Source organism: Streptomyces sp. NPDC090499, assembly GCF_044769305.1.
Lineage (GTDB): Bacteria > Actinomycetota > Actinomycetes > Streptomycetales > Streptomycetaceae > Streptomyces.
Window position 1 is genome coordinate 659,903 of sequence record NZ_JBIVXP010000005.1, and the last position, 12,991, is coordinate 672,893.

Here is a 12,991-nt window from a genome sequence, read left to right on the forward strand (position 1 = left end):
CACGAGGTCGACCTGCTCAGTCGAGGAGGTCGGGATGGTCATGGATGATGTCGTCCCACATCGGCTGGAAGCTGAGCCAGCCGATGAACGGGCGTCCCACCTGGGCCGCGGTGAGCTCGGCGTTGGCGCGGTCGATCTCGATCGGTGTGCCCGCCGCCTCGGCGACGAGCTGCGCCTGGCAGGACCGGTCGAGGCCGATGAACCACCAGGCGGCCGCGTCCACCGAGTCACCCACGGTGATCAGGCCGTGGTTGCGGTGGATGAGCGCCTTGTGCGGACCCAGCGCGCGGGCGAGGCGGTCGGCGTACTCGGAGTCGACGACCAGCCCTCCGAACTCCTCGAAGACGGCGTGCTGGCCGTAGTAGGCGCACGCGTCCTGGGTGAGCGGCGCGAGCGGCTTGCCGAGACTGGCGAACGCCAGACCGTACTTCGTGTGCGCGTGGGCCGCCGCCATCACGTCGGGGCGGGCCCGGTGGATCGCGGCATGGATGCAGAACGCGGCGGGATTCACCGGCCGGTCGCCGTCGATGACCTGACCGGACGAGTCGATGCGCAGCAGGTCCGACACGCGCACGCGGTTGAAGCTGACCCCGAGCGGATTCACCCAGAACGTGCTGGGGTCGATCGGATCCCGCACGGTGATGTGGCCGGCCGCCCCGTCGTTGTATCCCTCGCGGCCGAAGATGCGCAGGGCGCCGGCCAGCCGTTCCTTGCGGTGCTGTCGCTCCGCCTCCGGGGAGTGGAAGGTCGGCGGCCGCAACCGGCCCAAGGGGTCATGGACCAGGCGGACCGGGTCGGTCTCCGTCCTCACGTCCTCTCGCACTGCGTTGCTGATCGTCATGCGGCGGCTCCTCTCGACAGCGGTGTCGGGATGTCGGAGCCATGGTGCGACGCAGCAGGGAGGTCACTGACACGATGCATGAGAACGTCCGAACTCGGCCTGTGATGCAGGAATCGAGCAGCCCGGACCAGACGGATCTGGAATTGGTCAACGCCCTGCAGATCCATCCGCGGGCCACATGGCAGTTACTGGGGTCGGTCCTCGGTCTGGATCCGGCGACCGTGGGCAGGAGGTGGGCCCGTCTGGTCGAGGGCGGGTGGTCATGGATCTGTACCTCACCGACACCCGGTTTGGCGGACTCGCTCTGCTCGGCCGTGGTCGAGGTCGACTGCCGACCTGGACGCGCTCGCGAGGTCGCTGATGAACTCGCACGCGACCCGCGGGCCTTCACGATCGACCATGTCGCCGGCAGCGGCGATCTGATCGTCGGTGTCGACACCGAGGATCTCGCGGCCATGTCGGAATTCGTGGACGGACGGCTCGGCCGGATGCCGGGAGTCTCCGGCATCCGATGTCACTTCGTCACCGGTCTCCTCGCCGAAGCCGGCGGGTGGCGTCTCGACCTGCTCGACCCCGCACAACAGAACAGGTTGCGGCGGGCCACAACGGTGGTCGGGACACGCGGCAGGACGCTGACCCCCACCGACCGTGCGATCGTCGCCGCACTGCATACGGACGGACGCGTCGGCAACGCCTCGCTCGCCCGTCAGCTGTCGATGAGCCCCGCCACCGTGCGGCGACGTGTCGAGGCACTGACGGCGTCAGGGTGTCTTGTCCTGCGCTGCGAACTCGCCCGCGCGACGGCCGGCTGGCCGGTCACGGCGGTCTACTGGTGCAGCGCCCCGGCGCACGCTCTGGCGCGGATCGGCGACCGGCTTCGACGACGACCCGAGACGCGGACCTGCGTCGCGCTGGCAGGTCCGCGCAACGTCCTGCTCGTGAGCTGTCTCCACTCCGTCGTCGATGTCCGACGGTTGGAATGCGAGTTGAACGAAACCGTGCCCGAACTCCTCGTGCACGACCGAAGCATCGCCTACCGCACGATCAAGCTGTACGGCCACATTCTCGACGATCACGGCCGGCGGGTCGCCACCGTTCCCGTGAGCGCTGGGTGAGGCCCGCCGTCAGCCGGTGGAGGACCCGGTGGCGGACGTGCCGACGATGTCGTCCGCGTGGAGGGCGATCCAGCGGGTGAGCGGCAGCATGTGGTCGACCAGATCACGACCCAGCGGCGTGAGGGAGTACTCCACGCGGGGCGGCACCTCGGGGTAGGAGGTGCGGGTGACGAGTCCGTCGACCTCGAAGATGCGCAGGTTCTGGTTGAGCATCTTGTCGCTGATCCCGTCGACGACTTTCCGCAGTTCGCCCCAGCGCATGGTGGACCGGGCCAGCGCGAGCAGGATCAGTACGCCCCAGCGGCTCGTGACGTGATCGAGGACCGTCCGAGTCGCGCAGTCCCGCCGAAAGGTGGCAGGCCCCTCACCCGCGGTCTCAACAGAAGTCGTCATCCTCAAAAAATAACTCATGGGTGGGTACCGGCGACGGGGATTGTTCGTCACACGGAAGGGACGGCCGCCATACCCTTTGGGAATGCCTGTGATGTCAAGAAAAAGGCTCAATCTACAAAACTAACCTAGAAGTGGGTACTGGCGAATGGGAATGTACCTCTGAAACGGTTCGTTAGGACTGGTGTTGCACGAGGCCGGCCGACATGCGCTTCGGTTCCGCCGCGGACAACCTGAAGACCCACGGCTCCGCTCCGTACCCCGGAAAGAAAGTCAGACCATGAAGCTCACCAAGAACACCCACTCGTCCGTCCGTCTGGAGAAGGACGGACGTGTCCTGGTCCTCGACCCCGGCCTGTTCGGGGCGCCGGACGAGGCGGCGGGCGCCGACGCGTTCCTCGTCACTCACGAGCACCCGGACCACTTCAACGAGGAGCGGATCCGGGCCGCGCTGGAGGCCAACCCGGCCGCCGAGCTGTGGAGTCACAGCACGGTGACCGACCAGCTGGCGGCGGCCTTCCCCGGCAGGGTGCACACGGTCGGCCAGGGCGACGCGTTCACCGCGGCCGGTTTCGATGTGAACGTCTACGGTGAGTTCCACGCCGCCATCCACCCGGACCTGCCCAAGAGCCAGAACGTCGGCTTCCTGATCGACGACTCGCTCTTCCACCCCGGTGACGCGCTCACCCTGCCGGACCGCGCCGTGCAGACGCTGCTGTTCCCGATCGCCGCCCCCTGGAGCAAGTCCGAGGAGGTCGTCGACTACATCCGCGAGCTCAACCCCGCCCGCACCATCGACGTCCACAACGGAATCCTGAACCCGATCGGCGAGAACCTCTACGGCAAGGTCATCGGCGCGCTGACCAAGCCCGAGAGCGCGCACCTCGGCGTCGGCGACTCGACCGACGCCTGACGCCGCAGGCGCGAGCTTGTCGGCTGGAACGGATCCGGTCGCGTGATCGTGATGACCGCGCGTGGGGTCGAATCGGCCGTCTCCGCCGTGTTCATCGCTGGCCTCGCCCGGGTTGCGCTCGTCCGGTTCGCCGTCCGTTGGGCCTTTGTGCGGGCGTAGGCAGCGGACTCGCGGTTTCCCCGGCTTTGTCGACCCGGTGCGCGGAGGATCGCGCCGATGGCTGCCACTCATGCCGACCGTCGGTGACACCCCCTGGGTGCCGCCGACGGAGATCGGGCGGCGCGACGGCGAAGCACGGTACGGCTACGGCGTCAGGACCTCGCTGTTCTACGTGGTGGGCGCTTCGGCGTCGGCGATCCTGCCGCGCACCATGAGCGCCATCACCGTCATGAAGTGCTGCGTCCGCCACTGGCCGAGGATGAACGGATTCGGCCCACCGGGCCGGCTGTGAAGCTGTTCCACGCGTTCGAGCGTGTAGTCGGCGGGGTGGTTGAACAGTTCGGCGTCCACCCCGGCCTGTCGCATCCGGACCCGGAAGGACTCGATGGACGCCAGGTAGGTGCGCAGGTCCCCGGGTGCGGCGGGTGGCCTGATGCCGCCCCACAGCATGGCCATGTGGCGCTCACGGGCCGCCCGTACGGGCAGGATCGCCGAGACGGTGCCCGCCGTATGGCCTGGTGTGTGATAGAAGTGGAGCGTCGTGCCGCCGAGCGTGATCCGTTGCCCATCCGTGATCTCCAGGTCTCGGGCGGGGGCGTTCGCCGGACGGGTGCGATCGAGGAGATCCCAGTCGGCTGCCGACATCAGAACACGTGCTCCGTAGCGGTCGGCGAAGTACTGCGCGGCCCCGAAATGATCGAAGTGGCCGTGTGTGACGACGACGTACTTGACCATCTCGGGACGGGCGCCCACGCACCGCAGTCCGGGGACGAGAACGTTCTCAGCATCCTCCGGGGCGGTGAGCGCGTCGATCAGCACGACCCCTTCACGGGTCAGCACAGCCATGGCGGAGACCGGGCCCATGCTCAGCAGGGCGAGGTTGTCGAAGAGCTTCACGGGTTCCGGCGCCGGCGGACTCGTGCCCGGAGGGGTGGCGGGGTCCATCCCCGTGGCGAGGGCGAGCAGAACCGGGTCGCTCCCCGCCAGTCTGCGGGCACGGTCGTAGTACGCTCGCCCGCCAGCTCCGATGGCCGACGCCGGGGATGCGAGATCGACCGAACTGAGGCCGGCGGCGAGTGCAAAGGCTGTGGCTCGGGTGAAGCGACGCCTGGAAAGGCGGTCGGCCGCGTCGTCGTGGGGAGGCGAAACCGGCATGGCGACCTCGTGGGGGCTGAGGCGGGCTGGGTGGCGTCAGGCTACGAAGGCCTGCGGTTCGGGACGGTAGCTTGCACGAATTGGTGCATCGGTCCATGGCCACTGCAGGAATGCGCCCGCTTCGCGGGCCGATGGCCGTGCGTCCTTGGGGCCTTTCGGCTCGCGACCGAGGTTTCGATAGTTGACTATCGCTCGATGGTGCGGTTGACTCCGAGGTATTCGATAGCTGGGTATCGTTTCTGGTCTCTGTCGTGGCCGACGGCGCCAGCGCGTCCCGGGGCCCGCGAGCGAGGGTCCCCTCGGTATGGGGCCTGCTCAAAGGAACTGAGAGGATCATGAGGGAACCGCAGGGCAGGAGGATGGTCATCGCCGGTGGTGCCACTGGCGTCGGCGCTGCCTCCGCGGAGCGGTTCGCTGAGGAGGGCGCCCCGGTCGTGCGAGCGGTTCTCCCGCACTCCCTCAGGCAGGGTGGCGAGGTCATCGGCAACACCTCGTCCGTCGCGTGGGTCGGTGAGCCCGAGCGCCCCGCATACGCAGCTTCCAAGGCCGGTATCGAAGCGCTGACCCGAAACACCTCCTCCCGTTGGGGGTTTGGCGCCTGGCATCGTCCTGGGACCAAGGCGACGGCCGGCCAAGTGTCGACGGCGCATCTACAGGTCACGCGCAGCCCGTGGCGAGGCGAGTCCGCCGACCCCGGCACCACATTTCCCTTACTTCACCCACCCCGTGGAGACGTAGCCCTATGACGAAAACGCTCGGACTCATCGGTGCCGGCATGATCGGCGGCTCACTGGCCCGCCTGGCTGTCGGCGCCGGCCTGGACGTCGTGCTGAGCAACTCCCGCGGCCCGGAATCCCTCGCCGGCCTCGTCGCCGAACTCGGTACACGGGCCCGCGCGGCGACGCCGGCCGAAGCCGCCGAGGCAGGCGACCTGGTGGTGGCCACCATTCCGCTGGGCGCCTACCGTAAGCTGCCCGCCGCCGCCCTGGCCGGCAAGACCGTGCTCGACACGATGAACTACTACCCGGACCGCGATGGCAGCATCGCCGAGCTGGACGCGAAGGTGGCGACCTCCAGCGAACTCGTCCAGCGGCATCTGGCCGACGCGCGTGTGGTGAAGGCGTTCAACAACATCGACTTCCACCGTCTGGTCACCCTCGCCCGGGTCTCCGGAGCCGAGGACCGCAGCGCGTTGCCCATCGCGGGCGACAGCGTGGACGCCAAGGGTCAGGCGGCCAACCTGCTGGACGCCCTCGGTTACGACGCGGTGGATATCGGCACCCTCGCTGATAGCTGGCGCACTGAGCCCGAGACACCCGTCTACGTCAAGCCGTACTTCCCGGGGGAGCCTTCCGAGGGACTCAGCCCTGAAGAGGCGTACCGCTTGTTTGTAGAGACTCCGGGAGTCATGGTGCCCGTCGACCGGGTGAGGGGACTGACCGGCAGTGCCGTCCGAGGTCCCGCGGGCGGGCAATTCCCGGGTGCGGCCGATTCGGCCGACGGCTGAACCGTCGACCCGAAGACCGGCCGGCACGGCCGCGCCGAAGCAGCCGTACCGGCGCGGGGCCGGGGGCGCCCCGAGGTACCGACCACCCCAGCGGACCGATGTCGAGCAATCACGTGTTGACCAGGAGCAATCCATGACCAAGCCCGCAGTCCTTATCGTCGGAGCCGGCGCGACAGGACTCCCCGTCGGTTATCACCTCAGCCTGGGCGACGCCGACGTCACCTTCCTGGTCCGCCCCGGACGCAAGGCCGCTTTCGAAGCCCCGCAGCGGCTCTACTGCTACGACGACGTCTCACTGAAGACTTTCGATGGCTACGACATCGTCGAGGATGTCTCCGAACTGGCGGGGCGGCGTTTCGAGTTCGTCCTTGTCACACTCGACGGTCACGCCAGCCTCAGCGAGGCCGGTACGGACATGCTGCGTGCTCTCGGCGACGCCATCCGTCCGTCCGACGCGACCGTCATCATGTGTGCCTTCGGCATGGGCGTGCGCGAACACTACCTGGAGACGATGGGCATTCCCGAAAGCCGCTTGCTGCACGGCTTCCTCGGCATGCTCAGCCATCAGGCCGGCGCCGGCCTTCCGGTGCATCCGCCGACGGATCCGGCGAAGGTCGCACAGGCAGCCATCTGCTACAGGCATCCCAAGAGCCGTAAAGGCTTCCGTGTCGAGACCGGCAACCCGGCGGCCGCGAAGCGGTTCGCCGCGCTCTACGAGCGCTCCGGTGTCTCCAAGTGCGCCCGGTTCAGCAAAGACATGTCCAGCATCTTCTCCACCATCGCCTTTCCGGTCTACGTGGCGTTCGAACTGGAGGGATGGGCCGACATCGCCACCGTCACGCGGAACAAGCGACTCTGGCGCCTCGCCTGCCAGGCCCAGAAGGAAATCCTCACGCAGCCGCAACACGGCTGGCGGGGCAAGGCGTTGTCCCTGGTCATTGGCCCCCGCGTGAACAAGATGGTGCACGTCAAGTCCGAACGGGACATGCTGCCGATGGACTCCCCGGCCTTCGAACGCTTCCACCACGGTGGCAAGGTTCGTGCGCAGGGCGTGGAATCCATGTACAGGAGCCTCGACGAGGGCCGACGACAGGGCCGGCCGATGAACGCACTCCGGGCCTTGCTGGAGCTCCTGGAGGCACACGAGCAGGCCGCTCGGACCGTAGTGGGCTGACGAAGCCTGTGTGAGGTACGAAGCGGCCTTCGGTGGTCGGCAGAATCGCCGCCGGACCGCGAATGCGCGCAGAGAGGCCCGTGTAAAGGGCGATGTTGACGGGCTTACTCGACCTCTTCGACTTCGAATGCCGAGAGGTCGGACAGCGCCACGGCTAGGTGCTCGATGAAGGTCCCTGCGCCCCCGCCGGCGTGCACGTGCTGGTCGTGTGTCAGTGACATGCGCAGGATCGAGGTCACGGTGGCCTCGATCCTGCCGGCCCCTCCTGGCCAGGGGGCCTCGGAGAACCGCAGGGAAGACGGCGCAGGTCAGAGCGACTGCGCTGCGGCACGCGATTCACTCACGCAGGCTTATGCCTCCGCAGATGGACCATGTCTGGCCGTTGATCCATTCCGCGTCGTCGGAGAAGAGGAAGGTGACGGCGTTGGCGAGGTCGGAGGGCACTCCGAGGCGCGGGCTCCGCTGCATCTGCAGAGCCATCGCCTGCATCTGCTCATCGATGATCCCCATCCGCAGCTGTGTCTCGCCCATGACCGCACCGGGGGCGACCGCGTTGCAGCGGATGCCCTCCTTGCCCCAACGGGAGGCGATGTGGCGGGTCAGTGCGTTGATACCGGCCTTGGACGAGGCGTACGCGGGGCGCTCCGGCTCACCACCCCACGCCGCCTGGGACGAGGTGTTGACGATGACTCCGCCCCGCTGCCCGAGCAGGTGCGGGAGAACGGTGCGGCAGGTGAGCGCATAGCCGAGGAGGTTCACGTCGTAGGTGCGGCGCCACACAGCCGGGTCCATTCCCAGCAGGTCGGCGTCCCTGCCAATGGTGTCCGGCGACAGGTCGGCGCCGACGTTGTAGAGACCGTCGACTCCTCCGAACTTGGTGACGGTCCGGTCGACAAGTTCTCGGATCGAGTCCTCGTCGCTGAGGTCGAATTTCCAGGCGAACGCCGTCCCGCCGGCTCCACTGACGCGCTTGGCGGTGGCCTCCGCGCCCGCCAGGTTGATGTCGCCGACGACGACCGAGGCGCCTTCTTCGGCGAGTCGCTCGGCCGTGGCGGCGCCGATTCCGGTGGCCCCGCCGGCAATGATGATCCTTTTGCCCCGCAGTCCCCTCATGTTCTCCCTACCTCCCGCTCCTCGTCAGTGCTGCCGGTCGATCGCCGCCACGGAGGCACTACGGCCGGTGCGGCACAGGGATGCCGGTCAGCTCGGCCGACCGTTCCCACAACTGCCGGGCCAACTGCGGGTCATGTGCCTGCTCGTTCTTCGGTTCCTCGCGGGTGAGGCGGTGGAAGTAGGCGCCGTTGACCGACTGAGGGTCGGCTACGGCGGCCAGGTGCAGGAGAGGTTCCGCGCCCTGCTCGGGGCTGAGCAGAATGCGCCTGCCCAGCCAGGACTCCATGACCAGCCGTTGGAATCGGTTGTCACTGTTGACTTCGGTGGCGACCCCTCCGGGGTGAAAGGCCGAGGTGGTGACGCTGGTGCCCGCCATGCGTCGCGCGAGCTCCTGAGTGAACAAGACCGTGGCGAGTTTGGATGCGCCGTACGCCTTGAGCGAGTTGTAGGGGACCTCGCTGCCGTCGACGTCATCCAGGTCCAGGCGGCCCTTGCGGTACTGCAGGCTCCCCGTGTTGATCACCCGGGCGTCCGGGGACGTGACCAGCCGGTCCAGGAGCAGGTTCGTGAGAAGGAACGGTGACAGGTGGTTGACCTGGAAGTTCATCTCGTGGCCGTCGGCACTGGTCCGGCGGTCGGCGAACATCGCGCCCGCGTTGTTGGCGAGGATGTCGATCCGCTCGTAGGCGGCCAGCAGGTCGGCGGCGAGGCCGCGCACGCTGTCCAGTGAACCGAAGTCCACCAGGTGCGCCCTGCCGCCGACCTGGGCCGCGACGGCAGCCGTCTTGTCCTTGGACCGTCCCACGACCGCGACCGTGGCCCCCAGCGCGGCGAACCGGCGCGCCGCCGCGGCCCCGATCCCGGCACTGGCCCCGGTGATCACCACCGTTCTGCCCTGGAAGTCCTGCACCGTACTGTGCGTCATCTTCTTCACCTTCTTGCCTCGTCGCTCTCTTGCTGTGGTGTCTTCGCCCGGCAGGGGCGACCGCTGCGGGAAGTGGTCGGTTCCTCAGTCACGCAGACTCATTCCGCCACAGACCGACCAGACCTGCCCACTGACCCAGGCCGCGTCGCCGGAGAGCAGGAAGGCGACCGTGGCGGCGAGATCCGCAGGTTCGCCGGGCCGCGGGCTCCGAGTGACCTGCAGGTACGCGGGCGGCACGTAGTCGCCCTGCGGTTTGTCGCCCAGGACCAGGCCGGGCGCCACCGCGTTGCACCGGATGCCCTCCTTGCCCCAGCGGGAGGCGATGTGCCGGGTGAGGGCGTTGATCCCTGCCTTGGAGGCGGCGTACGCGGGGCGTTCCGGTTCGCCGATCCACGCGGCGTTCGACGAGGTGTTGACGATGGCGCCGCCGCCCTGGTCCAGGAGATACGGAAGGACCGACCGACAGGTCAGCGCGTAGCCGAGCAGGTTCACCTCGTGCGTGCGCCGCCACACCGCCGGGTCCATGGCGAGCAGGTCCGTGTCCCGGCCGAGGGTGGGCTCGGAGAGGTCGGCACCGACGTTGTAGAGCCCGTCGACGCCACCGAACTCGGTGACGGTCGCCGCAACCAGCTCCTGGATCGAGTTCTCGTTGCCGAGGTCGAACTCGGCGGCGATGGCGTTCCCGCCTGCCTCCGTGATGCGCTTGACGGTGCTCTCGGCACCCGCGACGTTGATGTCGCCGACCATGACCGAGGCGCCTTCCTCGGCGAGCCGCTCGGCCGTCGCGGCGCCGATCCCGGTCGCGCCTCCGGCGATGATGATCCTCTTACCCCGCAGTCCCCTCATGTGCCTCTCCTTGGTGTTGAGCGCGTCGTTGTGCAGCGGGCCGGCGCGGAAGACGTCACCACGTGACCGGCAGTGCGCGCACGCCGTAGGTGCTCATGTCGTAGCGGAACTCGACCTGCTCGAAGGGCACGGTCAGCCGCAGCCCCGGCAGCCTGCGCAGGAGCGTGGGCAGCGCGATCTCGAGTTCCGCCCGGGCCAGGGACTGGCCGAGGCACTGGTGGACGCCGTAGCCGAAGGAGAGGTGGCCGCGGGCGCTGCGGTCGATGTCGAAGGTGTCGGGCCGGTCGACGAAGGCCGCGTCCCGGTTGCCGGCGGGAAGGTTCATCACCATTCCCTCGCCGGCCCGGATGAGTTGGTCTCCGATGGTGAGGTCCTCGACCGCGACGCGGACGACGACATCGAGGGGGATGGTCAGGTAGCGCAGCAGTTCCTCGACCGCGCCTGCGACCAGGGCGGGGTCTTCGGTGTCGCGGACGCGCGTGAGCTGCTCGGGGTTCTCCAGCAGGGTCAGCGTGCTGAGGCCGATCATGTTGGCCGTGGTCTCGTGCCCGGCGAACAGCAGGGTCATCGAGTTCATCGCCAGTTCTTCGCGGCTGAGCTCACCGGTCTCGACACGCTCTCGTACCAGTCGGCTCAGCAGCGCGTCGTCCGGCTCCCGCTCCTTGCGTTCCACCAGGCCGAGCATGTACGTGTACAGAGCGTTGATGGCCGCGCTCTTCTCATCGCCTGAGGCGGCCTGGCTCAGCAGGGTCGTGCTCTGGCCCTGGAAGTACTCGTGGTCCTCGTACGGCACGCCGAGCAGCAGGCAGATGACCATCGAGGGGACCGGCAGCGCGAACGCGGTCACGAGGTCCGCCGACTGTCCTTCCTCCACCATCTTGTCGAGGAATTCGTCGACAAGCTCCTGGATCTGCGGCCGCATCTGCCCGACCCGCTTGACGGTGAACTCCCCGGTGAGCATGCGGCGAAGCCGGGCGTGCTCCGGGTCGTCCATGCGTGTGAAGGAGGGCGGGGTCTCCTGAGCGGCCGGAGCCTGAACGGACGGGAAGCCCGGTTGGGTGTTGTCCGCGCTCATGCGCGGGTCGGTGAGGGCCGCTCGGATGTCGGCGAACCGGCTCGCCACCCACACGGGCTCGCCGTAGAACATCGCCCGTCGCGGACCGTTCTCGCGGCGCCAGTCGGCGTACTGCGCGGGCGGGTCGAACGGGCAGCGGGCGTCACGCGCGAGGGGGAAGGCGGGAAGCGATTCGCCGTCGTGGGCGGGGCACGTCGTGTCGGTCGTGGTGCTCATGGAACGACTCCAGTGGGGGGAGAGCGTGGAAGGGGGATTATGGGAGGGCCGTGCCGGCGAACGCGGCGTCCGCCGCCTTCGACACGGCGTGGTGCCATGTGGTTCCGGCCGCGATGAGCGACCGCCAGCCGCGCAGGGCCTTCGGCGGGACACCGACGGCCAGGACTCCGCTCAGCCGGTCGTCGGTGCGATAGGCGACGAGCAGGCCCCGCGAGTCTTCGTGCACGACCACCGCTTCGTCGTGTCCGTGCAGATGTCCGTACGCCTGGATCTTCATCTCGTACTGGTCGGACCAGAAGTAGGGCACCGGGGCGAACGGGCGGCGAAGGCCCGGTTCCGGGGCGAGCAGGTTCCGGGCCACGGCCACGGCCTGTTCGGCGGCGTGGGTACGGTGCTCCACGCGCATCGCCGTACCGAACAGCGGGTTGTACCAGCGGGCCACGTCCCCGACCGCGTACACGCCGGGTGCGGCGGCGCTGAACTCGTCGCAGACCAGCCCGTTGTCCACGGTGAGCCCGCTGCCGTCCAGCCAATCGGTGTTGGGCAGGGAGCCGATGGCGATCAGCACGTCGTCGGCGGGGATCACCCGGCCGTCGGACGGTATGACCCCGGTGACCTCACGCCCGGAGCTGAGGACCCCGGCCGCTGTGACTCCGGTGCGCAAGGCGACGCCATGGTCACGGTGGATCCGGGCGAGGAATCGTCCTGCCTGCTCACCCACGGCCTGTGCGAGCGGTACCGGGCCCGCTTCCAGCACCGTCACCTCCGCACCGAGCCCCCGCGCGACGGCTGCCACCTCGGCACCGACGAATCCGGCGCCGACGATGACCAGCCTCCGCCCCGCGCGCAGCCGTGCCTTCAACGCCAGAGCGTCGTCAAGGGTGCGCAGCGTGTGGACTCCGGCAACCCCCTCGCAGTCCGGCAGAACGCGCGGGCGCACGCCGGTCGCCACGACCAGGCCGTCGTACCGCACGAGCGTGCCGTCGGCCAACGTCACCGTTCGCGCCGCCATATCAAGGCCGGTTGCCCTCATCCCCAGGCGCAGGTCCAGCCCCAGGGAGTCGAGCTCGCTCCTCCCGCGCAGCTGGATCCTGTCGGGCTGCCATTCCCCGGAGAGGATCTGCTTGGACAGTGGCGGGCGGTCGTACGGCAGATACGGCTCGTCGCCGACGAGCGTGACCGTGCCCTCGTACCCGAACCGGCGCAGCGCCTCCGCGGTGGCCAGACCCCCCGCGGACGCCCCGACGATCACAATCCGTTTCACCGCTCCACCAGGCGGATGGCGACGGCCGGGCAGACCATGGCGGACTCGCGGACGGCGTCCTGCAGGTCCGGGCCCGGGGTATCGGTCAGCAGCACCACCATGCCGTCATCGTCACGCTGGTCGAAGACCTCGGGTGCGACCAGTACGCACTGCCCCGAGGCGACGCACTTAGCGTCCTCGATTTCGACTTTCATCGGGATCTCCTCAGCCGCACACGGCGCCGCCGGAAGGGCCACGCCGATAGTTGACTATCACCTTCCTGATGCAGCGAACCCCATCCCATGCCGATAGTCAACTA

At 68.5% G+C, this 12,991-nt stretch carries 15 protein-coding genes; 5 read left to right on the forward strand and 10 right to left on the reverse strand.

Annotation, left to right across the window (positions count from 1 at the left end):
* Nucleotides 1–16: 16 nt before the first annotated feature.
* The gene (locus ACIQVL_RS22260) at nucleotides 17–841 is read right to left on the reverse strand and encodes a class II aldolase/adducin family protein (protein WP_403476154.1); all 825 of its coding nucleotides are present in this window, start codon (nucleotides 839–841) and stop codon (nucleotides 17–19) included.
* Nucleotides 842–915: 74 nt separating this feature from the next.
* On the opposite strand from ACIQVL_RS22260, the gene ACIQVL_RS22265 reads away from it, so the two are divergent.
* A complete protein-coding gene (locus ACIQVL_RS22265; protein ID WP_403476155.1) occupies nucleotides 916–1,956 on the forward strand; it encodes an Lrp/AsnC family transcriptional regulator in 1,041 nt (346 codons plus the stop codon).
* Nucleotides 1,957–1,965: 9 nt separating this feature from the next.
* Here ACIQVL_RS22265 and ACIQVL_RS22270 read toward each other — a convergent pair whose 3' ends face one another.
* Nucleotides 1,966–2,349 carry a winged helix-turn-helix transcriptional regulator gene (locus ACIQVL_RS22270; RefSeq protein ID WP_403476156.1) on the reverse strand — a complete coding sequence of 128 codons (384 nt, stop codon included), beginning with the start codon at nucleotides 2,347–2,349 and terminating at the stop codon, nucleotides 1,966–1,968.
* 277 nt (nucleotides 2,350–2,626) lie between these two features.
* Between ACIQVL_RS22270 and ACIQVL_RS22275 the strand changes: the two genes are divergently transcribed.
* Entirely contained in the window at nucleotides 2,627–3,259 is a 633-nt protein-coding gene (locus ACIQVL_RS22275) for an MBL fold metallo-hydrolase (protein WP_403436901.1), read from the forward strand.
* Nucleotides 3,260–3,586: 327 nt separating this feature from the next.
* Here the strand turns inward: ACIQVL_RS22275 and ACIQVL_RS22280 are convergent, their stop codons facing one another.
* Nucleotides 3,587–4,315: an MBL fold metallo-hydrolase gene (locus ACIQVL_RS22280; protein WP_403476157.1), complete on the reverse strand. Its 729-nt coding sequence runs from the start codon at nucleotides 4,313–4,315 to the stop codon at nucleotides 3,587–3,589.
* Nucleotides 4,316–4,932: 617 nt separating this feature from the next.
* On the opposite strand from ACIQVL_RS22280, the gene ACIQVL_RS22285 reads away from it, so the two are divergent.
* From ACIQVL_RS22285 to ACIQVL_RS22295, 3 genes are all read left to right on the forward strand, one after another.
* Nucleotides 4,933–5,319 carry an SDR family NAD(P)-dependent oxidoreductase gene (locus ACIQVL_RS22285; protein WP_403476225.1) on the forward strand — a complete coding sequence of 129 codons (387 nt, stop codon included), beginning with the start codon at nucleotides 4,933–4,935 and terminating at the stop codon, nucleotides 5,317–5,319.
* Nucleotides 5,316–6,080, forward strand: coding sequence for an NADPH-dependent F420 reductase (locus ACIQVL_RS22290; protein WP_403476158.1), 765 nt, complete (start codon nucleotides 5,316–5,318; stop codon nucleotides 6,078–6,080). The genes ACIQVL_RS22285 and ACIQVL_RS22290 overlap by 4 nt, the downstream gene beginning before the upstream one ends.
* A gap of 133 nt (nucleotides 6,081–6,213) precedes the next feature.
* On the forward strand, nucleotides 6,214–7,254 hold the full coding sequence (locus tag ACIQVL_RS22295) for a ketopantoate reductase family protein (protein WP_403476159.1): 1,041 nt from the start codon (nucleotides 6,214–6,216) through the stop codon (nucleotides 7,252–7,254).
* Nucleotides 7,255–7,358: 104 nt separating this feature from the next.
* Here ACIQVL_RS22295 and ACIQVL_RS22300 read toward each other — a convergent pair whose 3' ends face one another.
* From ACIQVL_RS22300 to ACIQVL_RS22330, 7 genes are all read right to left on the reverse strand, one after another.
* Nucleotides 7,359–7,493 (reverse strand): hypothetical protein, encoded by a 135-nt coding sequence (locus tag ACIQVL_RS22300; protein ID WP_403436895.1) that lies wholly within the window; start codon nucleotides 7,491–7,493, stop codon nucleotides 7,359–7,361.
* 97 nt (nucleotides 7,494–7,590) lie between these two features.
* Entirely contained in the window at nucleotides 7,591–8,367 is a 777-nt protein-coding gene (locus tag ACIQVL_RS22305; RefSeq protein ID WP_403476160.1) for an SDR family NAD(P)-dependent oxidoreductase, read from the reverse strand.
* Between the two features lie 58 nt (nucleotides 8,368–8,425).
* On the reverse strand, nucleotides 8,426–9,292 hold the full coding sequence (locus ACIQVL_RS22310; protein WP_403476161.1) for an SDR family NAD(P)-dependent oxidoreductase: 867 nt from the start codon (nucleotides 9,290–9,292) through the stop codon (nucleotides 8,426–8,428).
* Nucleotides 9,293–9,376: 84 nt separating this feature from the next.
* Entirely contained in the window at nucleotides 9,377–10,138 is a 762-nt protein-coding gene (locus ACIQVL_RS22315; RefSeq protein ID WP_403476162.1) for an SDR family NAD(P)-dependent oxidoreductase, read from the reverse strand.
* Between the two features lie 55 nt (nucleotides 10,139–10,193).
* A complete protein-coding gene (locus ACIQVL_RS22320) occupies nucleotides 10,194–11,429 on the reverse strand; it encodes a cytochrome P450 (RefSeq protein WP_403476163.1) in 1,236 nt (411 codons plus the stop codon).
* A 37-nt stretch (nucleotides 11,430–11,466) separates the two neighbouring features.
* Nucleotides 11,467–12,693, reverse strand: coding sequence for an NAD(P)/FAD-dependent oxidoreductase (locus ACIQVL_RS22325; RefSeq protein ID WP_403476164.1), 1,227 nt, complete (start codon nucleotides 12,691–12,693; stop codon nucleotides 11,467–11,469).
* Entirely contained in the window at nucleotides 12,690–12,887 is a 198-nt protein-coding gene (locus ACIQVL_RS22330) for a ferredoxin (RefSeq protein WP_403476165.1), read from the reverse strand. Before ACIQVL_RS22330 ends, ACIQVL_RS22325 begins: the two co-directional genes overlap by 4 nt.
* Nucleotides 12,888–12,991 lie beyond the last annotated feature (104 nt).

Bases quoted from the DNA above. Each gene is read 5' to 3' on its own strand.
- ACIQVL_RS22260 (WP_403476154.1), bottom strand. From the start codon at position 841: ATGACGATCAGCAACGCAGTGCGAGAGGACGTGAGGACGGAGACCGAC.
- ACIQVL_RS22265 (WP_403476155.1), top strand. From the start codon at position 916: ATGCATGAGAACGTCCGAACTCGGCCTGTGATGCAGGAATCGAGCAGC.
- ACIQVL_RS22270 (WP_403476156.1), bottom strand. From the start codon at position 2,349: ATGACGACTTCTGTTGAGACCGCGGGTGAGGGGCCTGCCACCTTTCGG.
- ACIQVL_RS22275 (WP_403436901.1), top strand. From the start codon at position 2,627: ATGAAGCTCACCAAGAACACCCACTCGTCCGTCCGTCTGGAGAAGGAC.
- ACIQVL_RS22285 (WP_403476225.1), top strand. From the start codon at position 4,933: ATGGTCATCGCCGGTGGTGCCACTGGCGTCGGCGCTGCCTCCGCGGAG.
- ACIQVL_RS22290 (WP_403476158.1), top strand. From the start codon at position 5,316: ATGACGAAAACGCTCGGACTCATCGGTGCCGGCATGATCGGCGGCTCA.
- ACIQVL_RS22295 (WP_403476159.1), top strand. From the start codon at position 6,214: ATGACCAAGCCCGCAGTCCTTATCGTCGGAGCCGGCGCGACAGGACTC.
- ACIQVL_RS22305 (WP_403476160.1), bottom strand. From the start codon at position 8,367: ATGAGGGGACTGCGGGGCAAAAGGATCATCATTGCCGGCGGGGCCACC.
- ACIQVL_RS22310 (WP_403476161.1), bottom strand. From the start codon at position 9,292: ATGACGCACAGTACGGTGCAGGACTTCCAGGGCAGAACGGTGGTGATC.
- ACIQVL_RS22315 (WP_403476162.1), bottom strand. From the start codon at position 10,138: ATGAGGGGACTGCGGGGTAAGAGGATCATCATCGCCGGAGGCGCGACC.
- ACIQVL_RS22320 (WP_403476163.1), bottom strand. From the start codon at position 11,429: ATGAGCACCACGACCGACACGACGTGCCCCGCCCACGACGGCGAATCG.
- ACIQVL_RS22330 (WP_403476165.1), bottom strand. From the start codon at position 12,887: ATGAAAGTCGAAATCGAGGACGCTAAGTGCGTCGCCTCGGGGCAGTGC.